The sequence below is a fragment of the Flavobacterium plurextorum genome (assembly GCF_024638035.1).
GTDB lineage: Bacteria > Bacteroidota > Bacteroidia > Flavobacteriales > Flavobacteriaceae > Flavobacterium > Flavobacterium plurextorum.
This window is the reverse complement of the sequence record NZ_CP100442.1, coordinates 2,112,309-2,137,798: the sequence shown is the minus strand read 5'-3', so window position 1 is coordinate 2,137,798 and position 25,490 is coordinate 2,112,309. Positions and strand designations below refer to the sequence as shown.

The 25,490-nt window shown below is 35.3% G+C and carries 22 protein-coding genes and 2 pseudogenes; 9 read left to right on the top strand and 15 right to left on the bottom strand.

The window, feature by feature from the left end; genetic code table 11:
- The first annotated feature begins 209 nt into the window (after nt 1-209).
- Together NLG42_RS09495 and NLG42_RS09490 are read left to right on the top strand one after the other, a co-directional pair.
- A complete protein-coding gene (locus NLG42_RS09495; protein ID WP_257683603.1) occupies nt 210-758 on the top strand; it encodes a BfmA/BtgA family mobilization protein in 549 nt (182 codons plus the stop codon).
- Between the two features lie 4 nt (nt 759-762).
- Nucleotides 763-1,806 (top strand): DUF5712 family protein, encoded by a 1,044-nt coding sequence (locus NLG42_RS09490; protein WP_257683602.1) that lies wholly within the window; start codon nt 763-765, stop codon nt 1,804-1,806.
- Here the strand turns inward: NLG42_RS09490 and NLG42_RS09485 are convergent.
- Complete coding sequence (locus tag NLG42_RS09485; RefSeq protein ID WP_166920137.1) at nt 1,760-2,107, bottom strand: helix-turn-helix domain-containing protein; 348 nt, start codon at nt 2,105-2,107, stop codon at nt 1,760-1,762. The two genes, NLG42_RS09490 and NLG42_RS09485, sit on opposite strands and share 47 nt — an antisense overlap.
- A 982-nt stretch (nt 2,108-3,089) precedes the next feature.
- Here NLG42_RS09485 and NLG42_RS09480 point away from each other — a divergent pair.
- The 3 genes from NLG42_RS09480 to NLG42_RS09470 are packed head-to-tail and all read left to right on the top strand — an operon-like array spanning nt 3,090 to nt 10,130.
- Nucleotides 3,090-6,023 carry a SusC/RagA family TonB-linked outer membrane protein gene (locus NLG42_RS09480; RefSeq protein WP_257683601.1) on the top strand — a complete coding sequence of 978 codons (2,934 nt, stop codon included), beginning with the start codon at nt 3,090-3,092 and terminating at the stop codon, nt 6,021-6,023.
- Between the two features lie 16 nt (nt 6,024-6,039).
- Nucleotides 6,040-7,470 carry a RagB/SusD family nutrient uptake outer membrane protein gene (locus NLG42_RS09475; RefSeq protein ID WP_257683600.1) on the top strand — a complete coding sequence of 477 codons (1,431 nt, stop codon included), beginning with the start codon at nt 6,040-6,042 and terminating at the stop codon, nt 7,468-7,470.
- A gap of 20 nt (nt 7,471-7,490) precedes the next feature.
- Complete coding sequence (locus tag NLG42_RS09470; protein ID WP_257683599.1) at nt 7,491-10,130, top strand: S9 family peptidase; 2,640 nt, start codon at nt 7,491-7,493, stop codon at nt 10,128-10,130.
- Nucleotides 10,131-10,211: 81 nt separating this feature from the next.
- On the opposite strand, the gene NLG42_RS09465 is transcribed toward NLG42_RS09470, so the two are convergent.
- The gene (locus tag NLG42_RS09465) at nt 10,212-10,481 is read right to left on the bottom strand and encodes a DUF6520 family protein (RefSeq protein WP_166920144.1); all 270 of its coding nucleotides are present in this window, start codon (nt 10,479-10,481) and stop codon (nt 10,212-10,214) included.
- Nucleotides 10,482-10,571: 90 nt separating this feature from the next.
- Nucleotides 10,572-12,092: a MauE/DoxX family redox-associated membrane protein gene (locus NLG42_RS09460; RefSeq protein ID WP_257683598.1), complete on the bottom strand. Its 1,521-nt coding sequence runs from the start codon at nt 12,090-12,092 to the stop codon at nt 10,572-10,574.
- 1,039 nt (nt 12,093-13,131) lie between these two features.
- On the opposite strand from NLG42_RS09460, the gene NLG42_RS09455 reads away from it, so the two are divergent.
- Nucleotides 13,132-13,377 (top strand): hypothetical protein, encoded by a 246-nt coding sequence (locus NLG42_RS09455; protein ID WP_257683597.1) that lies wholly within the window; start codon nt 13,132-13,134, stop codon nt 13,375-13,377.
- Between the two features lie 88 nt (nt 13,378-13,465).
- On the opposite strand, the gene NLG42_RS09450 is transcribed toward NLG42_RS09455, so the two are convergent.
- Nucleotides 13,466-13,681 (bottom strand): hypothetical protein, encoded by a 216-nt coding sequence (locus tag NLG42_RS09450; protein ID WP_257683596.1) that lies wholly within the window; start codon nt 13,679-13,681, stop codon nt 13,466-13,468.
- Between the two features lie 744 nt (nt 13,682-14,425).
- On the opposite strand from NLG42_RS09450, the gene NLG42_RS09445 reads away from it, so the two are divergent.
- Entirely contained in the window at nt 14,426-14,815 is a 390-nt protein-coding gene (locus NLG42_RS09445; protein WP_257683595.1) for a MobC family plasmid mobilization relaxosome protein, read from the top strand.
- Complete coding sequence (locus NLG42_RS09440) at nt 14,803-16,047, top strand: relaxase/mobilization nuclease domain-containing protein (protein ID WP_257683594.1); 1,245 nt, start codon at nt 14,803-14,805, stop codon at nt 16,045-16,047. The genes NLG42_RS09445 and NLG42_RS09440 overlap by 13 nt, the downstream gene beginning before the upstream one ends.
- A gap of 244 nt (nt 16,048-16,291) precedes the next feature.
- Here the strand turns inward: NLG42_RS09440 and NLG42_RS09435 are convergent, their stop codons facing one another.
- The 11 genes and pseudogenes from NLG42_RS09435 to NLG42_RS09385 form a co-directional block, all read right to left on the bottom strand.
- On the bottom strand, nt 16,292-16,777 hold the full coding sequence (locus NLG42_RS09435; protein WP_257683593.1) for a hypothetical protein: 486 nt from the start codon (nt 16,775-16,777) through the stop codon (nt 16,292-16,294).
- A gap of 11 nt (nt 16,778-16,788) precedes the next feature.
- On the bottom strand, nt 16,789-17,481 hold the full coding sequence (locus NLG42_RS09430) for a JAB-like toxin 1 domain-containing protein (RefSeq protein WP_413614450.1): 693 nt from the start codon (nt 17,479-17,481) through the stop codon (nt 16,789-16,791).
- Nucleotides 17,482-17,538: 57 nt separating this feature from the next.
- Nucleotides 17,539-17,658, bottom strand: a pseudogene (locus tag NLG42_RS24480) (hypothetical protein); the annotation flags it as partial.
- Between the two features lie 221 nt (nt 17,659-17,879).
- Nucleotides 17,880-18,011, bottom strand: coding sequence for a hypothetical protein (locus tag NLG42_RS09420; RefSeq protein ID WP_257683592.1), 132 nt, complete (start codon nt 18,009-18,011; stop codon nt 17,880-17,882).
- Between the two features lie 46 nt (nt 18,012-18,057).
- Nucleotides 18,058-18,783, bottom strand: coding sequence for a tyrosine-type recombinase/integrase (locus tag NLG42_RS09415; RefSeq protein WP_257683591.1), 726 nt, complete (start codon nt 18,781-18,783; stop codon nt 18,058-18,060).
- 110 nt (nt 18,784-18,893) lie between these two features.
- Nucleotides 18,894-19,634 (bottom strand): annotated as a pseudogene (gene istB, locus NLG42_RS09410) (IS21-like element helper ATPase IstB).
- A 22-nt stretch (nt 19,635-19,656) separates the two neighbouring features.
- Nucleotides 19,657-21,204 carry an IS21 family transposase gene (istA, locus tag NLG42_RS09405; protein WP_257683589.1) on the bottom strand — a complete coding sequence of 516 codons (1,548 nt, stop codon included), beginning with the start codon at nt 21,202-21,204 and terminating at the stop codon, nt 19,657-19,659.
- Nucleotides 21,205-21,338: 134 nt separating this feature from the next.
- Nucleotides 21,339-21,782, bottom strand: coding sequence for a hypothetical protein (locus NLG42_RS09400; protein WP_257683588.1), 444 nt, complete (start codon nt 21,780-21,782; stop codon nt 21,339-21,341).
- A 97-nt stretch (nt 21,783-21,879) separates the two neighbouring features.
- Nucleotides 21,880-22,125 (bottom strand): hypothetical protein, encoded by a 246-nt coding sequence (locus NLG42_RS09395; RefSeq protein WP_257683587.1) that lies wholly within the window; start codon nt 22,123-22,125, stop codon nt 21,880-21,882.
- A gap of 42 nt (nt 22,126-22,167) precedes the next feature.
- The gene (locus tag NLG42_RS09390) at nt 22,168-22,833 is read right to left on the bottom strand and encodes a hypothetical protein (protein WP_257683586.1); all 666 of its coding nucleotides are present in this window, start codon (nt 22,831-22,833) and stop codon (nt 22,168-22,170) included.
- Between the two features lie 11 nt (nt 22,834-22,844).
- Nucleotides 22,845-23,420, bottom strand: coding sequence for a tyrosine-type recombinase/integrase (locus NLG42_RS09385; RefSeq protein WP_257683585.1), 576 nt, complete (start codon nt 23,418-23,420; stop codon nt 22,845-22,847).
- Between the two features lie 1,236 nt (nt 23,421-24,656).
- Here NLG42_RS09385 and NLG42_RS09380 point away from each other — a divergent pair.
- Nucleotides 24,657-25,058, top strand: coding sequence for a hypothetical protein (locus NLG42_RS09380; RefSeq protein WP_257683584.1), 402 nt, complete (start codon nt 24,657-24,659; stop codon nt 25,056-25,058).
- Nucleotides 25,059-25,490: the final 432 nt, after the last annotated feature.

Sequence of the window (25,490 nt, the reverse complement as noted above, 5' to 3'; positions counted from 1 at the left end):
TTTATTCAGTTTTTAATATGTTTTGAAAAAAGCAAGCGGGAGTTGGGCAGAGCCCTACTCGCTTGCCCCTTTGCTGGGGCTTCGGGGGATTTAGGTATACTCCGGGTATACTAATAGTCTTTGAGGCTGTCTGCAGTAAGACATAAGGTATACTGCCCGGTATATCGGTATTTAAAAAATGAGTGATGTTGAGTTAAAAATATGATGTTATGAAACCCAGAGATACCAACAGTATCCGTTATCCCAAAGAAACAGATGACAAAATAGAGAAACTGGCTAAAGCCCTTAAGCGCAGTAAGAAAGAGCTGTTCTGCCAGATGGCGGATTACTTTTACCGAAGTAAAAAAGATCCGGCAGACCCCGGTGATGAAATGCTCAAACGCGAACTGTCTTCCGGTATCAGCCGTATTCTGTCTTTTATCCGCCAGCAGGAGAAGGATTTTCTCCTGCCGCTGTTTACCGATACCGGTAACTTGAAAACCATTTATTCCAGTCAGATGGAAATTCTCGAAGGAATAGGCAGGCATCTTTTAGCTGAAAGTGATAAAACTGCTATTCTTGCCAAACGGAGTGATCAGCTTATAAATGGCATTAAACACTTGCTTTCAAAGCAGAAAGAGAAAGAACTGCTCAAAGAACAGTTCAGCCAATTGTTGGACTATTACATTGCCCAGCGTGAAGAAATGGGCTGGACTACAGCTGGCACAAAGAAAGAAGAACTTATCGCACACGTAAAACAGTCACTCAAAAAACTATAGTATCATGTACATCAATCTTACCGATTCTGAGACTGGGAATAATAAAGGAAGCTCCGGAAAACTGGTAAACTATCTGGAAAAAGAGAATCGGGTTGCGCCTGAAGAAAACCATGTAAAGGAATTATGGTTCAATACTGAAAACAAGGAGATCATGCCACAAGAAGTCAGGGTAAGAATAGATAACAATATAGCTAAGATGGGCCGCCGTGATGCGAAGTTCTTCCTTGTCAACATAAGTCCCAGCCAAAAAGAAATTGTTTTTCTAAAAGAACGTTTTGGGCCCCAGGGTGCAGAAGAAAAACTAAAACAATACGCTGTCTCGGTAATGGATGCCTATGCCCGTAATTTTAAGCGCCCCGGCATCCAGAACAGTAAAGATCTTTTATGGTACGGCAAGCTCGAACATTACCGTTATTACAGCTTTAGTGATCCGGAGGTAGAACAAGGAACTGTAAAAGCAGGAGAACCAAAGACAGGGGAACAGATGCATATACAGATAATTGTCAGCAGAAAAGACATCTCCAACAAAATCAAGCTCAGTCCCATGAACAATTCCAGAGGCAGCAACAAGGAGCATTCCCAGAGACTTGGCCAGTTCGACAGGGTTTCTTTTAAAAATTCAGGGGAACTGATTTTTGATCAGACGTTCGGTTTTGACCGATCATTAAAAGACACAATTAACTATGCCCTGACCATGAAAAATGGTACTGTAGAGCAGAAACGGGCAATTAATTTACTGGATCAGCTCCAAAGCAGACTAACCGATCCAGATACGCAAGGTTTTCCTGATACAGCAAAGGATATTTTCCAAAGCCAGAGTTCAGAACCCGAACAACTCATCGGTGGCATTGGTTTCTCCACAGCAGGTCTATTAAATATTCTTTCTTCTCCAGATCCTTTGATGTATGAGAATATGGAAGATCAGATTACTGGCTTCAATAAGAAAAAAAAGAAAAAAAGACGTCCGCCCGGAGGATGTTTTTTATTAATCTTTGGTATAATTATTTTATATAATCAATCTTCAGTACCTCTGAACTCAAAACTCTAGTTCCGCTTTCATTCATAGTTTGCTTTACGGTTACTTTAATTTTATCATATTGAGGGGTAGGGAACTTCATCAGGTCTGAAATATTTTTATACCCGAAAGCCTTCGCCAATAGTGCAATATGTCGAGTTGAGTATTTGTGTCGTTGAGTAAATGATTCAACATTACTTACAAAACTTTTGGCGACTCCCATTTTTAAACTGAGCTCATCTTGTGACCATTTTTTATCTCCACGTAAATTTTTTACGTGATTTATTAAGTCAAAATCAAATTGAGTAGTATCGAAAATAATATTTTTTATCATAATTCACAAAAATTAACAACCCAATACGTTGGGTTGTAAATAGTTTTTATTATATTTGTTCAAGCGAATTGATTATAAGCCTCAAATAAGGCATAATTAAACGATGTTTTCTCGTTCCGTAAAGTCCTATTTAGCAAACGAGAGTATCGTGGAATCGCTCCATGTCAAAAAGTTTTTTACTTTTGCAACGGCATGCGAGCGGTTCTCACATATGCTTTCAATTGCAAACAATAATTATTAATTATTGATAAGGGTCGTAGGACACCCACGGATTGAAAGTGTGAGGCCGCTCCTTGCTTTTTTCTGCAAGAACCCTTTATACCTAGAAATACATCGTTCCATAACCATAACCTTATGAGAACGTTTTTTTTATATATAACCGTTACCAAACCACCTTAGTGATCTGCTAAAAGTGAGCTACCTTTTGTTGTTCCAAAACTAGACAACCATTATGTTAGCATAGGGAAATACCTAGAAGTACTCTTATCACAGACACTTCTACCGTCAGAATTTTAACTCTACCTTGATATAAAAAGGAATTATAAAATATAATATCCTGTATATCTAACCGCACCCCAAACCTAAAATGCTTTTGGCACTTATATTTAAGCTTTTTCTCTTTAAACTCGCACTTTAAAGGTATTGCCTTTATTTCTATTTTCCAAAAGGCATATTAAAATTTTTAGAGTTTGTTTCGGAAAGATAATCAAGATGAGTTTTTTAACACCTAAATCCAAGCATCTATGATATAGTAAAAAACATCATCCCTAAAGACTTTCAATCTGATGTCTTTAAGACTAAAAAAAAGCCCTCTAACTGGCGATCAAACAAGTATAGAGAGCTGAATTAATAAAACTTTCGTTTCAAATTAACTAACCCCAAAATTATGAAAACTATTTCATTAAGCAATGGGTTGGCTGCACTTTGGTACCCGTTTATTTTCGGGTTTTACCTCTTTTGCACACCAGCCTTAGCAAGGACCTTGCCCTTTTTCGCTTCACAAAAACAAGAAATACAAGTCACCGGTATTGTCACCGATGGTACCCTTCCCCTTTCAAGGGTAAGTATTTCGGTAAAAAACCAGAAAAATACGGCCATCACCGATTTTGATGGCAAATTTTCTATAACAGTATCACCTAGTGCGAATCTTATTTTTACATATATCGGTTTTAAAACAGTTGAAATTCCTGTTGCTGGTCGTTTGGTAATCAATGTTAAGATGCAACAAGTCGCAACAACACTTCAGGAAGTAAAAATCAATGCGGGTTATTATTCTGTCAGGGAAAGTGAACGTACAGGGAGTATAGCAAAAATTACCGTAAAAGATATCGACAACCAGCCTGTTACAAATCTTCTCTCCGCCATGCAAGGCAGAATGGCGGGAGTCACAATTACCCAAACTACCGGCGTACCAGGAGGTGGATTTGATGTACAGATAAGAGGAACTAATAGTTTACGCACTGATGGAAACCAGCCTCTTTACATTATAGATGGAGTTCCTTATGCTTCAAATTCTATATCAAACAATAATATCTCCTCCATTATAATTCCAAGTGCAAATGTAAGTCCTTTAAGTGCCATCAATCCTTCTGATATTGAAAGTATTGAAGTACTCAAAGATGCCGATGCCACCGCCATTTACGGATCTCGTGGTGCCAATGGAGTTGTACTGATCAGCACCAAAAAAGGCAAAGAGGGAAAAACAAGATTTACCATTAATACCAATACAGCTCTTGGAAGTGTAACCCGATTTATGGATTTAATGCATACCGATGACTATCTGCAAATGCGAAAAGAAGCCTTTGCAAACGATGGAATTGTAAAATATCCCGTAGCTGCATATGATGTAAATGGCACTTGGGATCAAAATCGATATACAGATTGGCAAAAAGTACTCACTGGGGGCACAGCCCAAATAAGCGATCTTCAGGCATCCATAACCGGCGGATCAGCTCAGACGCAGTTTCTTATCAGTGGCAACTACCACAATGAAACAACCGTTTTCCCCGGTGATTATAAATATAAAAGAGGCGGGGTAAACTTTAATCTCAACCATCAGTCAGCAGATAATACCTTTAAAATAAATTTCACTGCTTCCTACTCTTCTCAAAATAATAATTTACCCGGAACTGACTTTACAAGAGAATCAAGATCACTCGCTCCTAACGCCCCTGCTCTTTATGATTCGAGAGGAAACCTGAATTGGGAAAACGGGACTTTTAATAATCCTTTGCGTAATCTTGAGGCTATTTACAAAGCCAAAACAGGTAATCTTATTGCCAATACCATTTTATCTTATCAAATAATATCCGATTTAGAAATTAAAGCAAGTATTGGATTTACCGATCTCCATTATGATGAGACTAGAACCTCGCCATCTTCAATATACAATCCTTCACTTGGTCTTGGGAGCGAATCCTCATCATTATTTGTCAATAACAGCACCAGAGAATCATGGATCATAGAACCTCAGATCAACTGGAATAAAAAAATAGGGAAAGCAAAAATTGAACTATTAGCCGGAGCTACATTCCAACAACAAAAAACTGGGCAACTCGTGCAGGAAGCAGACGGTTTTACAAGTAATAATCTAATTTACGATTTAGCTTCAGCCACTTACCTTTATGTATTTACTAATCAGCAGACACAATATAAATATCAGGCATTCTTTGGTCGTGCCAACTTTAGTTGGAAAGAGCGTTATATCGTAAATCTTACAGGTCGCAGGGATGGCTCAAGCCGATTTGGTCCGGGCAATCAATTTGCCAATTTCGGCGCTATTGGAGTGGCTTGGTTATTTTCAAAAGAGCCGCTGCTAGAGAATAAAATCATAAGTTTTGGAAAGCTCAGAGGCAGTTACGGAACGACCGGAAATGATCAAATTGGAGACTACAACTTTCTGGACACCTATAGTTCTGCCGGTAATAATTACCTAGGCACAATCGGGTTGCAGCCCAACCGATTATATAATCCCAACTTTGGATGGGAAACCAATAAAAAAATTGAATTAGCATTAGAATTAGGTTTTCTTCAGGATCGCATTTTTCTAACCACTGCCTATTACCGCAACCGTTCGTCCAATCAATTAGTAGGCGTTCCATTACCGGGCACAACAGGATTCAATTCCATCTTAGCCAATCTAAATGCAACAGTAGAAAATACAGGGCTTGAGGCTACTCTTAGAACTGTAAATATCCAGAAACAAAATTTTAAATGGATAACCAATCTGAATTTAACCGTTCCAAAAAATAAATTAGTAGCCTTTCCACAATTAGAGAACTCAACCTACGTCAATCAATATGTAATTGGAAAATCCATTAACATTCAAAAAGTGTACAACTATACCGGTCTTAATAACCAAACCGGAATCTATCAATTTGAAGATGTCAATAAAGACGGAAAAATTTCATTTCCGGATGACCGTCAGGCTATCAAAGATTTCAGTCCAAGATATTACGCAGGCCTGCAAAATCAAATCAACTTTAAAAGATGGCAGCTTGATTTTTTATTCCAATACGTTAAACAGGAAAATTGGAATTCCATAAATATGCTGGGATTGCCCGGTGGCATGGCTAATAAAACGGTTGAAGTCTTAAACCGCTGGCAGAACCCCGGAGATTCAGGTCCTTATCAAATGTACAGTTCGGGAACAAACTCTTCCGTCGTAAGTGCCAATAGCTGGTATACAACCAGCACTGCAGCCATAACTGACGCATCCTACCTCAGGCTTAAAAACATTTCAATATCCTATGATCTTCCCCAGAACAGCATAAAAAACATGAAATGCCGTATCTCGCTTCAAGGTCAGAACATACTAACATTCACTTCTTATAAAGGAGCCGACCCTGAGTTTATTGCATCAGGTTTTTTACCTCCGCTGAAAATATATGCGCTGGGAATTCAACTTAGTTTTTAACACTAAAAAATAGATCATGAAAAATCATGTACAACAACTAAAATATCATTTTTTTAAAGATAAAAGAATCAGGTTATCCTATAACTTCATTTCGCTGAGCCTGCTTTGTTTGCTATTGTACGGCTGTGATAGCTTTGTCGAAGTAGACTTACCTACTTCCCAATTAACAGGAAACACCATCTTTGATGATAAAAATACAGCCAATGCAGCGCTGGCTAATATTTATGCCCAGATAAGAGATAACGGACTTATGACCGGAAAATCAAACGGAATATCCAATCTGTTAGGAAATTACACCGACGAATTAACCTTTTATGGAGCAGATGGAAATTCTGCAAAAGATTTTTATAACAACACTGTCATACCATCCAATACCACTGTTACAGGATGGTGGAATAATAGCTATAAACAAATATATGCCACTAATGCAATTATTGAGGGAGTTTCCAAAACTACTAAACTGGCAGAATCAGACAAAAATCAGTTATTAGGCGAGGCTCTTTTTATCCGGGCATTACTTCATTTTTACCTGGTTAATCTCTTTGATAATATTCCTTATATAACTACAACTTCCTACCAGACAAATGCTGTTATTTCCAGAAAACCAGTCCATGAGGTATATGCCGATATCATTATTGATTTACAAAAAGCAATAACACTATTGCCTGATAATTACATCACTGCAGGTCGTGTTCGTCCCAATAATTCGACAGCAAACGCTTTACTGGCAAGAATCTATTCATACAAAAATCAGTGGGATACAGCGGAACAAACCGCCTCTTTGGTGATTAAAAATACTAATTTATACCCTTTAGAAAACAATATCGATAAAGTCTTTCTAAAAGAAAGCACTTCAACAATTTGGCAGTTAATGCCTTCCACAGCCGGTAAAAATACCGATGAAGGAACTGTTTTTATTTTTAACAGTGGACCGCCAACACTTGTCGCTTTAAATACTGATTTGGTTACTGCTTTCACTACTGATGACTTGCGCAAAACCCATTGGATAAAAGCAATTACCAGTGGTACTTCAACTTGGTATCACGCCAGTAAATACAAACAAAGAATTCCAACGGGGACTTCCCTTGAATATTCGATTGTACTGCGCCTGGAAGAGCAGTATTTAATTCGCGCCGAAGCTAGGGCACACTTAAACAAATTAGCAGAAGCCAAAGAAGATTTAAACAAAATTAGAAACCGTGCCGGTCTTCAAAACACAACTGCTAATACAGCAGAAGAAGTGCTTGAAGCTATTTTAAATGAAAGAAAACTTGAGTTTTTTACCGAACAGGGGCACCGTTTTTTTGATCTTAAAAGAACAGGTAATCTGGACAATATCCTCTCTGGTAAAAAATCCGGATGGAACACCACTAACAGGCTTTTTCCAATTCCCGACTCAGAATTAAGAGTAAACCCAAACCTATTGCCCCAAAACGAAGGATATTAAAAAACTTTTATACTTTCAAAATGAAAATCCATAACACAAGACTAATACTGGCCCAGTCATTTTTAGCCCGTATTATATTTTTAATTTTTGTTTTAGTAGCCTGCCCTTTAACGGGGCAGGTAAAACAAAAGAGGACACTTCAGCAGTCTGACTATCACCTCTGGCATACCCTGCAATCTGATAAGATTTCTGAAAATGGAAATTGGATCAGTTATAAACTAGCTTATCCAAATGGGCAAGACACCCTTTTTATTAAAAACACGCAAACCCATAAACAATATGTTTTTCCACAAGGTACTGACGGGAATTTTAATTCAGAAGAAAGCTTTGCCTGTATTGACAAAAAAGGACTGCAAATACTTAGGTTAAAAAGTGGTGAGATAAAAACTATTGCAAAGGTCATACAATATCAATACACAAAAAATAAAAAATACATAATCACCTACAGCAAAACAGCAGATCCGATTCTCGAAATAAAAAACACTTCAGGGGAAACCCTAATGAAGATCAATAATGTTCAGCAGTACAAAATAGCCCCACAGCAAAATGCTGTACTTTTTAGTGCAGGGGTTAATACTGTCGGATTTATCACTTTAAATCAGGAAGTACTGAAAACCATGATTATCGAAAATGCTTCAGCACCGTTTTATAACCTAATTTGGCAAAACAACGGAAATGCAGTTGCTTTTTTGCAAAAAGGAGCAGATTCAGAGCAGAACAGTTTATTTTTTTATCAGCTCAATGACAAGAACCTTTTCAAATTTGACACTGAAAATTTTTCAAATTTCCCTGCTGATTTCACAATTAGTCCTACTGTATCAACTAAACTATTTATTTCTGATGATGGGCAGAGCGTTTTTTTTGGAATTAAAAAAAGAGAATCCAATGAGAAGGCAATAGACACAACTGGGGTACAGGTATGGAACGCATCCGATAAACTGTTATATCCCCAACAGCAAGAAATCGGACAATGGGAAAAAGTAGCCAAGCTGGCTCTTTGGAAGCCTTTTGAAAATAAATTCAGGCAAATAACAAATAACCAGCTTCCCAAAGTGATCCTGGCAGCAGAACAAAAATTTGCCCTTACCTTTAATCCAGCACAATACGAACCCCAATATAAACAACAAGCGGATCGGGATCTTTACTTAGTAAACCTTACAACAGGAGATTCCACCAGAATACTCATCAAACATTCCGGAAATAAAAATCATACCGTTATCTCCCCAAAGGGCAATTTTGTAACTTATTTTAAAGATCAAAAATGGTGGGTTTACGATATAAGGAAAAAAGTGCACTTTAACTGCTCTGTAAACATACATCAGCCTCTATTGGATCAGGACTTTAACGCAGCAGGTGAAGTTCCGCCTTATGGCTTTTTGGGATGGACAAAAAACGATGATTCATTCTTGTTGTATGACCGGTTTGATATTTGGGAGGTAACTCCCGATGGAAAAAAAGCCAATCGATTAACTCATGGGAGAGAGAAAAACATACAATTTAGAGCAGCCAAACAATTCTATGATATTGTAAAAACAGCCTCCTACGATGGTTTTTATGCCTTCGATATTGATCTGAGTAATGACCTTTTTTTAGAGGCAAAAAGTAATGATGAAAATGGTTATTTCATTTGGAACAAAACCACTGGAGAAAAACCTATGGTTTTTAATGCGATGCGAAATAATTATCTTATGAAGTCCGAGCAAGGTGAAAGTTATGCTTTTCAACAGCAGCATTATGACAAACCGCCTTCGCTCTGGTTCAAAAAAAATAAAAAAAGCAAGGCACAATTAATTGTTCAAAGCAACAAACAGCAGGAAGATTTTTACTGGGGTAAGGCTGATAAAATTCACTACTTCAATACGAAAGGAATACCCTTAACGGGAACTCTTTTTTATCCGGCAAATTATAAGCCTTCTAAAAAATATCCAATGATAGTGAAGATATATGAATTAAAATTGTACGAGTCGAATCAATATATTAATCCTTCATTGTATGATGAAACAGGATTTAATGTAACCAGTTATACTTCTGAGGGCTATTTTGTTTTGTGTCCTGATATTATCTATGAAATTGGCAATCCCGGAATTTCGGCAACTAATTGTGTGGTGGCAGCAACACAGTGTGTAATCGAAAAGGGTATTATACAAAAAGATAAAATTGGTCTTATTGGGCATTCTTTCGGAGGCTACGAGGCTAATTTCATCATTACACAGACCAATTTGTTTGCTACTGTGGTATCGAGCGCCGGTGTAGCAGATTTGACAAGCTGGTATTTAACAATGGGATGGAACACCGGTACCCCGGAGATCTGGCGTTTTGAAAATCAGCAATGGCGTATGGGTAAATCACTTTTTGAAGATAAGTTAGCTTATAAACGAAACTCTCCACTGGAATATGTAACCAATATTCAAACGCCGTTACTCTCCTGGACAGGTAAAGAAGACCGGCAGGTACACTGGTACCAAAGTATAGAATTTTATCTGGCGCTCCGAAGATTGAATAAAGAACATATTATGCTCGTGTATCCGCAGGAAAAACATACAATTATGAATCCGAAAAATCAAAAAGACCTAAGTGAACATATCAAACAGTGGTTTGACTATTATCTTCAAAATCATAATGCACCTTCCTGGGGTACTACTGCTTTAAAATCATTATAAACAAAAACAATGCAGTTCCAATTATAAAATGGGGAACTGCATTGTAAATGAACCCAGCACTCTGGCTTTAAGTTCTTTAAATTAATTCAATTTGTACAATACTCTGTTACAAGTAGTACCACTGGCATTCAAACCAAAAACTTGCTCATTTGTACTTTCAATGGTACAAATTACATCTCCTTGATTATCACATTCAACAGATTCAGTACATGGATCCGGATTATGAATATATCCTTGTTCAGGAGCACTCACATTTGCTGTTTTGCCATTTGGATTTGAGGCAAAAGCACCTACAATTGCTAAAGCAAACGCAGCCGTTGGCAAAAGCATTTTTACATTTGATCTTTTCATGGTAATAAAAATTAAATTTAAAAAAAATATCTACTTTTTTCTACAGGTGTTCGATTACATTCCTGATACCCGGGCCCTGGTATATGATAATCATAATTCACTCCTATAATGTTCCAAAAGTGAATTACTAAACTTGTAACAAACAATATGATTGCCGATAAGTGCATAGAGATAATTCTCATGCGCCAGTATGCTTCTTATTTTATCATCTCCAATCTTATAGATATAAAAGCTTGAGACATACGAAGCATCATTCAAATTATAAACGTCAACAGTACTTGCCTGACTCCACATGTCTTTGGACTCATATAAGCCATGAGCCGGCGAATGAATAAAAAGTAAATTTTTATAAACAGTACTGGTTTTATTAACGATAAGCGGTGGCGCTGACATTTTCTTTTGATTACTGTCTGAGAGATAGGAAACTTTAATTTGAGCCTTGCTGGTAGTATCTATAGTTTTTCCTGTATATTTTAAATCAAGCGAATCATTAGCCACTACAAACTCATTACGGTATAAATAAACATAAATAATACGTTTTAGTCCAGAACTGTAATGCAGCATGCCATCAGTATCAAAAACACCATCAATTTGTTTTTGTAACAAATCCGGGTTTAATTTCACATTTACAGTTTTCCCAACTGCAATAGATCCAATAATATTTTCATTGTTATTTACAGCTTGACCCCTAAAGGCAAGCCTGCTGGAATCCATTGGTGTGATGCGTGAAAAATAAGCTTTATCATGCATAAAAAGTGAGGCTTTCCAATTGGATAGTTCCCCTCTAAACAAACAAGGTACATTCCCGTCAGCAACAAAAAAGTAGGGTGGCAAAATACTAATGGAAACCGCTTTAAATCCAAAATTACTTTTGTCCAATTCTATTTGAAATACCTTTTTGTTTTTTAAAATACTATCGAGTGTCACAATATGTAATGGCGCTGTAGTATTCCCTAAATACAAATTTCCGTTTGCTGCCCCAGCAAAATAATATGAATTATACCGTAAATCAACTTCGCTTATTTTTACTGCCTGATGATGTGGAAAACGGCGTATAAAACTATTGCGATGATGCATGATATCCTCTGATAAAACAAACATTACCACAACAATTCCAATACTAAAAAAAACACTTCCCAAAAAGGAACTGACAAGAACAGCGGGTTTTGAAATCCGGGATACCTTTGGCATCCCACCGGCCAATATCAGTATACCCGCTGCTGCCAGCATTATGAAAACAAAATTAAAAAAAAGATGTTCCTTCCATCCCATTTTCTCCAGGATTCCTCCACAGGAACACGGAACAAAGGAGCTGTAATTTAAAATAATATAGATATATGTCGTAAACATAACCATCAAACTAAAGGCTGAAAAAAAACCACTTAATCTGCATTTTTTAAAAACAATAAGTACGGCTATGAGTAATTCAAGTGTCGGTACAATCCATGCAATTGATCCTGCAAAAGCACTCAGTAGCGGGGATTGTCCGAGTTGCACACGAAAGTTCTCAAAGTTAAGTAATTTACTCAGCGCCGCATATACAAATAGAATTACATACAACAGGCAAATTATCTCCAGAATTGCATTTTTGATTTTTATATTTAGCTTCATGTTTTCTAATCTTTAAATGATTAAATTATGAAATATCAAATCATATATGATTGGTATGGAAATTTTTATTTCAGTTTTCAATTTTTGCTATTATTCAAATACTAAATTGTACTCACTAAATCAAATTCCATTAAACTCAAAAAGAAAAACATTTTAATCCTGTTTCTTTTTTTAGAGTTAGATCAAAACAAAACTACAATAGATTGTTTTACAAAGTGTTGTCAAAATCCTGCCAAAATTTTTACTTTTCCTGCCATTTTTATTGCGAATAATTCAAAAAGAAATGTTTTTCTTATAAAAATATTTTGTAAATTAAATTGTATCCAATTAGTGTTTTAAAAAACATTCTTATTTCTAACTTTTTTCGATACCGATACAATAAATTTTAATGTCTTTTTTTAAATTCTATTTGCGATTGCTGCTGAAACAAAATTACAACAGGCTCTTTGATTGCTTGTTATCCAAAACGGAGTAAAACTTGTCAAAAAAGAATTTTTTAGTTGTAGTTTGTAAAAGATGGAATTCAAAATGTCTGAGGTTCTTGTTTTGAAGAAAAATAGACTATTTTTTCTGTTTTGTTATCCAATAGATTTCGACATCCAATTCAAATTACATTTATTAAAAAAGTTTTTTGTTCCTCATTTAATTATTTATAATTCTGATGAAACAAAATTACAATAGCCTTTTTGATAACATGTTATCAAAATCCGGCATCAATTTGTCAAAATCCGATATTTTAGTTAAAGTTTTCAAAAAAACATTCTAAAAGTAGAACTGAGCATCAATATGTTCAATAAAAAAAATGACTAAGTACTAAGTTTAATTTCTCATAAGTACCTCGCAATTATGATCTTGCCCCTAATGAAAAAACAAACTGAAATAGTAAAAAAAGATGTTGTAGTTTCAGTTAATAAAAGAACAAAAATTGATCCTCTGCTTATCTAGGACGCAAGTTGATGGACACAAACAGACTTTCTGTCTCTTTTTTGTTTTGGAATACTATTTGATTTACACCAAAGAACTACCAAAAACTGACACCATGGATAAAACTATAAAACTCCGAGTAAAGAAAGAAATTGACAGAAGTAATGAGCTTAAAATATTAAAACTAAAAGGTTCTTTAATTACCAAAGGCTACACTGAAATTATTCACATTGCAGATGAAAATGAAGATTTTTATCTCAACTCCTTTTCGATTTCTGTTGAACACAAAAAAGAAGCGGAAGATTTTGTATTGGATTATATCTCTGTCAATAATCTAATTGACACAATTACTTTACTCTAAAGAGATAATTTCAGATTGTATTTATGTTTTCAGAACATCCACAAAAATCTTCATAAAAACATTCAGAATTTTGTGGATTATATAAGTCTTATGGTTTGAAAAAGTACACTTCTTCTTTTATTATTTTTTCATTGGGTTTTAAGAAGTGTACACTTTCAAAAGACTTGAAAACCTCTTCAAAAAAGAATAAAAAGCAAGCTAATTTATTGGACATCGGCAAACGAAGTGCGCATAATGACACGCCTCGTTCCTCGCCTTGTAACCCTTCGGGACTTATAGCACTTCCTTTGCCTGAATGTCCCATTTTTAGATTGCTTTCTTTTTTTCCTTTTTTTCTTTTGAAATGTAAATTTAATCTTCAATTTTAAAAAAACATCTACTTTAAAACACTTGAATTTAACACCCTAAAACTTTAAATTTAAAGCAATAAATATCAACCTTTCTTCCGGAAATACAAGTTCGTTAAAAAGTAACGCAAAAGAAATAAACGCAACAAATTAGAATGATTAAAAAAGTCCCATACAAAGTAAAGATAATTCGTTTATAACGACGATCAATTTTAGCCAACTCAAAACTTAATTTGGCTTTTTCCCTATCGACTATATTTTGGTATCTGTCTTTCATTATTCCAAAGATATTAAACTTGCAAAAGATATTCTTACGGATTCCCGTACCACATCCTTTTTATTTATATCACATAGATTTCCTTTTGAATTATTTAATTTTTCGAAGTAAAATTTAGCTACGCTAATAGATGATTTTTTCCTTGATCAATTCTTTCTTTTAAAGAAAAAAACTAAATATGACCTTAGCTTTTTTCCAACTATCAATAGATGTCATGGTCAAAATATGTCCATGTTGGTCTAGTTCCAAATATTCTATTTAATTTAGTACTTACCTTTTAAAAGTCTAAAATACTGCCACGTTCCTGCAGTCAGCAAGATGAACGGTTGTTTAACAACCGCCTATCTTGCCACCCATTGCCTCGGAACTCGGCGGTGGAGAAACTTAAAAGAAAAGAGTTTGATAACAATGAAAATGATAGATGATGAAAAGAGAAAATTCAAACAGAACACGAATCGTGGGACTGCGATTCACTCCTTTGGAGTATGCCGAACTGGAAAAAAGATTCAGAGCAAGCACCTGCCGAAAATTAAGCGACCACATCAGAAGCCACTTATTCAACAAACCCATTATCGCCACCTACAGAAACCAGTCTTTAGACGAACTGATGGAAGAGACAGCTGTACTTACTTCCGAATTACGGGCAATCGGCAATAATATCAATCAGATTGCCAGAAAGATAAACACCCTCAACACAGTTCCCGATTTCAAAGGACATCTTTATCTGTTCGAAATCCAGAGAAAAAGGCTTTTTGATAAAATGGAAGAGGTCTCAGGCCACACCCAGAAAATAGCAGAAAAATGGTTGCAGTGATAAAAACAAGCTCGTCGATAAGGGGCATTCTGAATTACAACGAAAATAAAGTTGAGATCGGAAAAGCGGAATGCATTAGTGCTGTGAATTATCCTCTTGAACTGGAAAAACTAAATTTTACTTCAAAATTAAACCGCTTTCTAAAACTGGCAGAACTCAATACCAATGCGAAGCGGAATACGGTGCATATCTCGCTCAACTTTGATCCCTCGGAAAATCATTCGAAAGAAAAACTGGCTGAAATTGCAGACACTTATATGGAAAAAATCGGATTCGGCAGACAGCCATATCTGGTATACCAGCATTATGATGCGGGACATCCGCACTGCCATATAGTGACAAACAACATTCAGAGAGACGGGAAAAGAATCGATCTGCATTTACTGGGAATCAGAAAATCAGAGCCTGCCCGAAAAGAAATTGAAGAAATGTTCGGACTTGTAAAAGCCGAAGGAAGAAAACAGAAAGAACAATTTTCGTTAAATCCGATAGATGTCGGCAGAGTCCAATACGGAAAAGCAGATTCCAGAAAGGCGATTAATTCAGTTTTAAACAAAGTTTTGTTTGATTATAAATATTCAAGTCTGCCGGAACTAAATGCAGTTTTAAATCTTTACAATGTTCATGCTGACAGAGGAAGCGAGGAATCGAGAGTTTTTAAAAACAATGGACTCCTTTACAAGATACTTGACCAGAATTCAAAACCGATTGGAGTGCCGATAAAAGCCAGCGAATTCTGCAGCAGACCTACCTTAAAATTTCTGGAAGAAAAATTCAGGATAAATGAATCAAAGAAGCAATACTGTAAAAGCCGTGTCAGAAATGCTTTGAGACAGGCTTTTTTAAATGAAAGAATAACTTCTGTCGGGAAATTATCCGAAAGGCTCAAAGATGAAGCCATTCATACTATTTTAAGAAAAAGCAGTGAGGGAAAACTTTATGGAATTACTTTTATAGACTTTAAAACACAGTCGGTTGTCAATGGAAGCAGTCTTGGAAAAGAATTCAGTGCAAAAGGGATTCAGGAAAACTGTGCTATGAACATTGTTACACTTGAAAGAAAGCATCAAAACTCTATTTCAACAAATTCAGAGAATTTTCAAGATCTTGAATTAAAAAAATATATAAAAGAAAATCTGGCAGATATTCTGCTTCGTGGGGAAAAAGTAAATGACTATGTTCCGAAACAATTTAAACAAAAAAAGAAAAAGAGGCTTCTTAAAGGGATCTAAAAATGATTAAGGGTGCATTTTGCACCCTTAACTATTTCTCCGATTTTGGTTAGCATATCCATTTTATTTTCATGACCTAATTTGAAACACCAAGGTAAGACAAAAGCATTTTAAGGCTTATTAAAAGACAAAAAAAGAAAGAGACGACCTGTTGGTCGTCTGTTTTTCTATTCAACAATTAAAATTTTATATTCTTTTTCAGTTAGTTACGTGGTTACATTATAAAAACACCTAATCTGCAGCACTACCATTTTTCTTCATAACATTTCATCCTCGGCTCAAAAATTATTGGTGGATTTCCACGTCCATATTCAGGCATTTTACCTAATACATTATAAAAATCAATATTCTCTAAAGTTATGACGTTCTTATTACTGTCCCCAAATAGTAGAACTGGAATATCTTTGTAAATTGAATAACCAATAAGCTTACTAAACGTATCAGGACGGCTACTTTTAAAAATATTATAATCAGTTTTTGAAACGCATACTTTGTATTTTGTTGACAATTTTTCACTAATAATTAATAATATTGGGTAATCATATTTACTGTAATTTACAGTATCATTCAAAACTTCATTTAGAGTTTTGGTGAGAATAGATTTTTTTATCTCATGAGTGCTATTTAAATTTAATAATTCCTTATACGAAACATCTTTGTTTTCCGTTTGGCAACTACTTATCATTACAAAAACAATTAAAGGAATAACTCTAAACATTAATTTTATCATATTTATTTTTTTTAAAATTTTACAATTTTACCCATATGGTAAATATAATTTGTAACTCTTCCAGGATACCATCTATTAAAATATGCTTTAACCTTCATGTCATTGCCTCCGTGAGAATTGTCCTTTCCATCATATCCTGAAGGTGTCAAAGAATATCCGTTTGGATGGCTATGAGTATACGTATATTTTATAGTCCCATTTTCTTCTAAAAATCCATTTAACAGTGAGATACCTCCAAATTCAATATCGGTTTTCTGAGCAGTTGCTATGTATGCTTCTTGTGAAGATGCTACTATTGACCACTCAACATTTGTATTATAAGCAAGGAAATTGAATAATTGTTTGATATTCGCATTATTTTTCCGAAAATAGTATCTGTAACTTCCAAATTTAGACGTCCCTTTTTCACCACCCGTTCCACCATTTATAGTCCCTGCGTCGACATCCATGGTAGTAGAAGTTCTTTTTCCTTTATCATCTAAGGCTATTAATCTATCTACTTCTTTACCATTCTTATCTTTATACTTTTTCTCATCGACACGATTCACATTTCCATTTTTATCTACAGTATAAGCATCATCATCATCCTTTGCATTAACAGTAGCACCATTATCAGCTGAAAATGTCCCATTATTATTAGTCCATTTAGTTTCTCCGTCTCCAGACTTATTCCATAATTCATTCATAAATGACTGAGACAACATCCCGTCTGGGTCTACGAAAGATATTGGATTATTATAAGCATAATTGTATGGAGACCATCGACGACTTTTTTCAGCTAATGGGTCAATATTCATCCATCTACCAAGTGCAGGGTCATAATTACGTGCTCCGTAATCGTAAACATTCAGTTGATTACCACCAATATTCTCATCCTGCAATTCCTTGCCGTTGTACTTATACTTATAAGGTTTTACAAAATTTCCTTAAATTAGTGCGCTTTGTCAGTCGTTATGTAATTCAAAGAACTTACTTTCCGTGACGAAAATAGAAGTAATCTTACGAAATTCCTAACTATATGGCATAAAAAAAACCTATCAAATCAATGATAGGTTTATAATGCATTTGCTTTTAAAATCCGTCTATTCGGATAATCGAAATTTTACTTTTTAGGAGAATTTTTGGATGGTTTCACCGATGGTGTATTTCCAGGCGTACCTTTGTTATCACGCTGACGTTGGTCTGGTTTTCCTGTTGAATCTGCTATTCTTTTTGGTCCTGTTTTAAGTGCCATAATTTAAAAAATTAGTTGGTTAGATATCTCAAATATAGTCAATTTTTCAAAGAGGAAAATACTTATTTATCAACTCTCTTTGTTGAAAACTATCTACTTTGAAATACTTCTCAGTAGTGCCAGGCCACTTATGACCTGCAAGTTCCTGAACATGTTCCAGAGGCAGTTTTTGTTCATTTAGCCAGTTACAGATAACACTCATTCGGATGGTCTTCGGATTAAGGTTCTTATCTGGGAACAACGGCTTTAACGGCTGAATCATGGCATGAACACTATCAACAGTTATTGGCTTTCCTAGTTTTCCAATGATTAGCTTATCGGTTGCGCTTCTGAGCATTCTGGGTCTGACTTCGTTGATGTATTTAAAAAAAGGCATTATCTGTTGAGGTAAGAGTTTGGCTTTTCTCCTGTTGAGATTCTTAGAAGCTTTGATGTAGATTGTTCCCGCATCTAAATCAATATCCTGAACATTTAGTCTGATAATCTCATCGCTGGTTAATCCTTGGTAAATCAGCAGATTCAAAAGAACTTTGTTTCTGGTGTCCAGATTCTGGTATCGGTTCTCACGAGTCATGAGCAGTTGAAGTTCTTCTGAGCTGAACAAATCCTGCACCTGTACAGCCTGATTGCTGTTGACCTTGATATTGAGTTTTTTGCAGGGATGGTCTTCTCTGTAACCGCTCATAACCAGATAATCATAATATTTCTTGATAGCTGAAAGGATAACGACCCGATATTTGGCATTTGGCTGTTGCTTTCCGATTTCTTCCATGTATTCATGGATATTCTGGATAAAGTGAGCACCTAATTCTGGATAAAAGTGAGCAGTATAAATGAACTCAAAAAGGTGTCTAAAAAGTAGTTTAAAAATATAAAATTATTTTACTCTATCGGTTGTTTTTCTATTTTCTTTTTTCTCATTGATTCTCCTTTTAATTCTATCCGAAGAGCATTGTGAACGATTCTATCTAAAATTGCATCTGCAATGGTTTGTTCTGCAATAACTTCATGCCAGGATTCAACTGGTAGCTGCGAAGCAATAATAGTTGATTTTTTCCCATGCCTGTCTTCAATTATCTCCATAAGATCCTGCCTTTTAAGATTATCTAATGATTGCAACCCAAAATCATCTAGAATAATGAGATCCTGCTTTTCTATTTTATTAATTTCTTTTATATAAGAGCCGTCAGCTTTAGCCATTTTAAGTTTGGAAAAAAGTTTATTGATATTAAAATACATTACTTTGTAGCCCATCATACAGGCTTTATAGCCAATTGCGGTAGCTATAAAGCTTTTACCAACACCCATACTTCCACAGACCAGGATGTTTTGTTTGTTTTTTATAAAATCACAAAACTCAAGTCTGTTTATCAAGTTTTTATCTACTCCTCTGGAACTGTCAAAATCGATTTCTTCCATAAAAGCTTTATATCTAAACTTGGCAGTATTGATTAATCTTTCTACTTTTCGATTTTCTCTGTCATCGTATTCAGAGTTAATTAAATAGGCAATAAGTTCATCATTTGTATAATCGATGGTACTTGCTTCTAAAGTAGTATTAAAGGCTCTGGACATTCCGTAGAGCCTTAATTATTTCATTTTTTCTAATGTTTGATCATTCATATTGTTATTTTATTAATGGTTATTATTTGTAATATTCCCGACCTCTGATATTATTATGTTTGGGTATTTCTTTGTCTTCAATAGTAGGATCTTCATCGATTAAGTCTAATCCTTTCTCTAGGATAGATTTGATGATTGGGTAATTGATTTTTTCATAATCCATCGCTCTCTTACAAGCATTGTTTAATCTGTCATTGCCTACTTTATTGGCTAAACTTAATACACCGGTACAGGATTTATAAGATTGCTCGGGATGCTGTTTTTTATCTAATATTTGTATAATAAATGATTTGCAAAATTCTCCAACAGAAGCTCCCCATTGGATAAACCTCTCAGGATTCCACTCTGCCACAAACTGATGTGATGTAGGCATGTGTTCTTTATTTGTCGTATAAAGGTATTTGGAGTAGTCTCTCCGATGACTGGCTATTATGCGCTGTCCATGATAAATTTCAACGGTAGTTTTACTGTAAATAATCAACACCTTCTTGCCCATATAAATAAAAGGGACACTGTAATAGTGTTTATCTTTATTGAGATAAACATGACTGGATTTATGAACGGTTGCCTTAGTAAAGCCTTTGAGTTGATAGGGATTGACAGGTAAGAATGATAGTGTTTCTTTTTCTATTTCATTAAATAAATCTAATCTTGAGTATTTTCTGCCTTTAAAAGACATTGTATTATGCTTTTCTAAAAGTTGAAAAATAGCGTCATTTAAGGCTTCTATAGTAAAAAAATCTTCTTTGCGTAAAGGAGCAAAAATTCTGGTATAAATTATTCTTACTGCATTTTCAACCAGAGCTTTATCTTTTGGATGATAAGCTCTGGTAGGCAGTATTGTGGTTCCGTAATGAGAAGCAAAGTCTAATAAATATTCCGTTACTAAAGGCTCATATTTATCACTCTTTTTAACAGCTGTTCTTAAATTATCAGTTACAATAGCGCTTGGAACACCCTGATAATAGTCTAGCATTTTTACCAGACTTCCCATAAAGTCTTCTTTATTTTGGGTTCTGGTAGCTTCTACAAAAGTAAGTCCGCTTGCTCCCAAGACACTTACAAAAACTTCTACTTCACACAGTTCTCCTGTAGACTGGTCAATAACGGATAATTTCTTTCCTGTATAGTCTACAAAAACTTTATCCCCTGCCTTATGATGCATATGCATCGATGGCTTGAGTTTGCCTCGCAAATTTTGATAATGATAGCAAAACTGAGAATAACTGTAGCCATCAGGATGATTTACCCTATATTCTTCCCAGAGCAATTGGCGGGTAACACCAACTCGCTTTAATTCTTTTTCTATCGTGGGAAATAAGGATTCTAAAACTATGTTTTTTTCGGGAACGGGTTTTATCTGGCCATCAAAGAGTTCTTCCAGATCTTCATTACTAAGACCTGATAACTCTTGATATGTAAAAGAATTTTGATGAAATGATTCAATATATTTCTTTACAGTATTGCGCGATAAGCCTAATTGTCTGCTTATTTGGAGCTTACTTACTCCTTGAGTATATAAACGTAATAATTGCAAAATGTTTCTCATATCCAGTCGTTTATTTGCCATATCTTTTGTTTTAAAAACAAGTAAGATATTCTTTATAAACACTACTTTTTGAGGTGGTCACTTTGAACCGGAATCACTTGATCTCTTTTACAAGAATAAGGTGTTCACTTTGAACCGGAATCAATTGCTCTCTTTTACCGGAATGGGGTGCTGCAAATTGACCGGTTTTTCCAAAGTGGGTAAGGCATCCCGACAACAGAGGCATATTTCTTTTGTATTCTCCTGAGTTCCCTGTTCAGGTTTCGGGTATTGAACTTTTCCTTTGTCTCATGATTAACAAAAGGACTTGAATCCAACTGCGGATTACCCGATTTTTGGTAAACGTATTCAATAAAACCTCTCAAAAATAGCATTACAGGTCTGGGCTCACTAATTCCAGTTCTGATTTCGCTCAGGCATTTTCCATCGGTATCAACAAAGTTTTCCCATTTCATCTCTAATAGCATTCCTATTTTATATCCTAATGTGCTCCCAACCATTAGCATAAAACCATATCCATATTGTTCATCTTTTACAAGATGTTGCACCAGCCTGACGATGTCATGAATATTGAAATGTTTCTTATAATCTTTTTTCATTCTGCCTTTATTTCTTCTACAAATATACTACGAATCAAGGGGTTTCACAAGTTTCACAAGGGTTGTGGAGGTGCGGTAAATGAGTAAAAAACTCATTTTACACGCCATCATTAGATAAAAAAGTATAAATATTTTCGATAATTTTTATTCTTTTTAGGATTTTGAAGTTTTCAAAGACCAATTCCTGATGAATTTGAATTGGATTTTCTGCATAGAACCACACATATCCTGTATCATTTTTCCTGTCAATGGCATTAAATCCTTCCAATTCCAGAACATTGTTATAGGTATCGTTGAATGAATGATAATCCTGTATACCTTTAAAGGTCGAATACCATCGCATGCGCAAGTCATATCTTATCAGTGGCTTACCTTCATTCAGAGCCTAGGAAAATTCATACAATTTTATTCTTTTCAAAATAGTAGACAGTGGATAATCATCTGGGACTTCGTAGATTTCATTCTCGAATAACTTTTCCATTTTTATCTTCTTGAAGTCTCCGTCTTCCAAAAGCTTACAGAATAAAACATGGTCTTCAATTTCGAAAACTTCAAATTGGGTGGTATCTTTTTTAATGATTTCTAGTACGTTTTTATAACTTATTGAAAGCGTGCTTAAATTTGCACCGCCTGCAACCGCACCAGTCTGCTTGTGAACTACGATAAAAGTGTACCTTTTCCCTAAATGATAGTGAAATTTGTCAATATCAATGTTCCTGCTGATTTGAAACAGTGCTGAACTGCTGGGTAACTGTAATTTGGCGGGATTCTCATCTGAACCTGAAATGTGCTTCATTGCCTCAGAACCCAGTTTTTTTTCAAGGAATGCTGAATTTTCCTTCAACTCCAAAGCAAGTTCCTCCGATTCAAAATGCTCAGCGTTGAACCACCTATCCTTAAAATAAGCTAAAAATTCATCTCTGTTTTTCTTGGAGAGGTTCATTTTTTGGAAATCTTCTTCGTTTGGAGCAATAAATCCGTTGCTTATAAAAATTGCCTTTAACTTTGGTTCTACCAGTATGTAGTATTCTAATCGTTCCTTTTTGGTCATAATGATTATTTTTAGACACTCAAATATAGGTTACTGATTTCTTGTTCTCTAATTCCTAGGTAGATTTTAGTGGTCGATATACTTGTATGATTGAACAATTGCGATAGAAGTAATAAGGCTTGGTCAGAATACTTGTTCACTTCCCAAATTCTGCGACCCAGTGTTTTTCTCATAAAGTGGCTGGAATACTGACCTCTCACGTTGTATCTGGTAAAAATATCTTTCAGCTTGCTGTTCACATATTGGATGCTGAACGGCTTTTCTCCTGAGCGGTTGGCGAACATTAGGTCAGTTTCTTTAGCTTCCAACTGAACAAATAACCTTTTAAGTATGGTCTGTAGTTCTGGGTTGATGGTCACTTTTCGTATTTTGTTGGTCTTCTTCTCCGTGATGGTGAAGTAATCCTGATTCAAAACCTGATTCCATCTGAGTTGAAGCAAGTCTGAAATCCTCAGTCCAATGTAAGAACCTGTTGCAATGAGTAGCGCAAATTTCAGGTCATTATCACGCTCCAGTTTCAAAACGATGGTCTGCATCTTGTCCCACTCTAAAAAATCACTTGTTGTCTTTTGTCCTTTTAATGCCATAATGCTCTATTTAAGTTTCACTTTTCTACCTTAATATATGTATCTGAAAGCGGTCGATTCTTCATCTTTCGCAAACCCTTGATTTCACTGGGTTTACACGGTTGCTTTCACTTATCTCAAAGAGTGAAACAAATGTCCAGGTCTATTTTGGATTAAACAAGAAAAATCCTGATTTTCCTGGGCTCACAGCTTTTTTGGTCATTTCAGAGCACAAAAAAACGAGGTCGTTAGCCTCGTTCTTTGGATTGTATCAATCGTGAAAACTCTTCAAGTTCCTTGTCCGTAAAATTACCTGCTTTGAATGACAGCGGGTATCTGATATTTTGGGTCTTAAGTACTTGTTTTAGTTGGGATAAGCTTATTACTATTTTCATGTTCTCTTTTACTATAAATATGGTCGGAAATCAAATTCGAGATTTTTTCTCAGAAATTTTTTTCCGTTTTTTTCCTCAGAATTTTTTTTCTGAATTTTGGTAGCGCAGTTCACGGATATATCCGAGCTACGGGTCAGGAGAAGTACACTTTTTCGGATGTACACGGGTGGGTAACTTGGCTCTGGAGCATTAGTGTTTACAGGGAGTACGGGGGTCTGTGTGGTCACGCAGTGGTCTGTTGAGGTAGATTATCCACTTTACAGGCTTACCAGCGTTTACAGGAGCATCTGTAGCCTTATAGGTACATTATTAGGGGTTTAGGGTACTATAAGGAACAGATAGGGAAAATCTCTCTCTTCCTCTCTCTTCCTCTCTCTTCCTCTCTCTATCATATATGCTACTTAATATGTATAGAGAAAATTAGAGCACAATCCTTGTACTATCAAGGGTTAACAGAGTATTGTCTCTTGTGAGGTTATGCGCAGTTTGCGCTATTGACCATGCTGAGGAGCTTTTCTATCTCTCTCTCTTCCTTTCTCTATTATATATGTTACTTATTATAGATATGTAATAACACCAGTAATAGCAAGGGATACAGACGTATTTTGACCATGACGTTATGCGCAGTTTGCGCTATTGAAAATGTGGGTCTGCAAAATAATATCAAATATCTTAAAAAATAGTTGTCCAAAACTATTGATTGTTATTTGAATTAGAATTATACTTGATAATAAAGCAATAACTGAGAGAAAACTCATTAAAATCCTTGATTGCTGGGAGTCATGCCCCAGCATCTCTTATCAAGAGAATAAGAGACAATAATCCATCCTCAGTGATGGAACGAAAATAAGAGAATATCACAATGAACCTTACAAATGATTACATTGCCTATACTGGCGATACGGGAGACTTAGACGTTCTCCTAAACGATTACAAGCTGTCAGAATCAGCACTGCGTTTCCCAAACGTAAATTCTATCCTAATACCAAAGAAAGCCCAGTACAACCTAAGCAAATACGTTTCTAAAGCCCTGCTTAAAGAAGTTGACTCTAATATTGGTATAGCCGTTGAAAAGTGTCTGGTATTCTTATCCAACCTAGCCAGTACCTACTATACGGATTCCAAATGGAAAGCCCTTAACGCTACAATACTGCACGAGCAGACCAAAAATGCCGACAATACCTATATCTACACCAAGATAATCGACGCACTGACTACTGGAACAAGCACAGGTTCGATTCGCGATCACAACACCAAGGAATAGAATTCTATATCTAAAAATGTTTAAAAAATTAGTAATAAGTTTTGTGGCAAAAATATGGTACATGGCATTTGGAGTCGATACCTTTTTTTTACTACTGTTATATAAATTGACATATACTTAAAAATCTAAAACCGAAAATATCAGATTAGTTACCGAATTAAAAAACTTAGATTATGATTACGGATGATCAGAAATATTTTATGGTATTTACAATAACTTTTTTATTTAAATATTTTTCTAACAACTAAAGCTTAATTTATCTATCTTTACTTTAGTTTAGTCCCCTAAACAAATTTAAATTTGGAAGATTTGAATTTAAACAGAAAGTCCTTTACAAAGAGTAAAGGACTTTTTTAAATTTTTTGATTATTACATTTCATAAATCAAGAAATCCTTCAACAATGGTTCTGTCGCATCTGTCAGAATCAAATA

Excerpts from the sequence above, each read along its gene's own strand:
- NLG42_RS09465 (WP_166920144.1), bottom strand. The coding sequence starts at position 10,481 with ATGAAAAGATCAAATGTAAAAATGCTTTTGCCAACGGCTGCGTTTGCT.
- NLG42_RS09385 (WP_257683585.1), bottom strand. The coding sequence starts at position 23,420 with ATGGCATTAAAAGGACAAAAGACAACAAGTGATTTTTTAGAGTGGGAC.
- NLG42_RS09485 (WP_166920137.1), bottom strand. The coding sequence starts at position 2,107 with ATGATAAAAAATATTATTTTCGATACTACTCAATTTGATTTTGACTTA.
- istA (WP_257683589.1), bottom strand. The coding sequence starts at position 21,204 with ATGGCAAATAAACGACTGGATATGAGAAACATTTTGCAATTATTACGT.
- NLG42_RS09475 (WP_257683600.1), top strand. The coding sequence starts at position 6,040 with ATGAAAAATCATGTACAACAACTAAAATATCATTTTTTTAAAGATAAA.
- NLG42_RS09460 (WP_257683598.1), bottom strand. The coding sequence starts at position 12,092 with ATGAAGCTAAATATAAAAATCAAAAATGCAATTCTGGAGATAATTTGC.
- NLG42_RS09430 (WP_413614450.1), bottom strand. The coding sequence starts at position 17,481 with ATGTTGTCTCAGTCATTTATGAATGAATTATGGAATAAGTCTGGAGAC.
- NLG42_RS09445 (WP_257683595.1), top strand. The coding sequence starts at position 14,426 with ATGAAAAGAGAAAATTCAAACAGAACACGAATCGTGGGACTGCGATTC.
- NLG42_RS09415 (WP_257683591.1), bottom strand. The coding sequence starts at position 18,783 with ATGGAAGAAATCGGAAAGCAACAGCCAAATGCCAAATATCGGGTCGTT.
- NLG42_RS09450 (WP_257683596.1), bottom strand. The coding sequence starts at position 13,681 with ATGGGACATTCAGGCAAAGGAAGTGCTATAAGTCCCGAAGGGTTACAA.
- NLG42_RS09400 (WP_257683588.1), bottom strand. The coding sequence starts at position 21,782 with ATGAAAAAAGATTATAAGAAACATTTCAATATTCATGACATCGTCAGG.
- NLG42_RS09435 (WP_257683593.1), bottom strand. The coding sequence starts at position 16,777 with ATGATAAAATTAATGTTTAGAGTTATTCCTTTAATTGTTTTTGTAATG.
- NLG42_RS09455 (WP_257683597.1), top strand. The coding sequence starts at position 13,132 with ATGGATAAAACTATAAAACTCCGAGTAAAGAAAGAAATTGACAGAAGT.
- NLG42_RS09395 (WP_257683587.1), bottom strand. The coding sequence starts at position 22,125 with ATGCGATGGTATTCGACCTTTAAAGGTATACAGGATTATCATTCATTC.
- NLG42_RS09490 (WP_257683602.1), top strand. The coding sequence starts at position 763 with ATGTACATCAATCTTACCGATTCTGAGACTGGGAATAATAAAGGAAGC.
- NLG42_RS09470 (WP_257683599.1), top strand. The coding sequence starts at position 7,491 with ATGAAAATCCATAACACAAGACTAATACTGGCCCAGTCATTTTTAGCC.
- NLG42_RS09440 (WP_257683594.1), top strand. The coding sequence starts at position 14,803 with ATGGTTGCAGTGATAAAAACAAGCTCGTCGATAAGGGGCATTCTGAAT.
- NLG42_RS09495 (WP_257683603.1), top strand. The coding sequence starts at position 210 with ATGAAACCCAGAGATACCAACAGTATCCGTTATCCCAAAGAAACAGAT.
- NLG42_RS09390 (WP_257683586.1), bottom strand. The coding sequence starts at position 22,833 with ATGACCAAAAAGGAACGATTAGAATACTACATACTGGTAGAACCAAAG.
- NLG42_RS09380 (WP_257683584.1), top strand. The coding sequence starts at position 24,657 with ATGAACCTTACAAATGATTACATTGCCTATACTGGCGATACGGGAGAC.
- NLG42_RS09420 (WP_257683592.1), bottom strand. The coding sequence starts at position 18,011 with ATGGCACTTAAAACAGGACCAAAAAGAATAGCAGATTCAACAGGAAAA.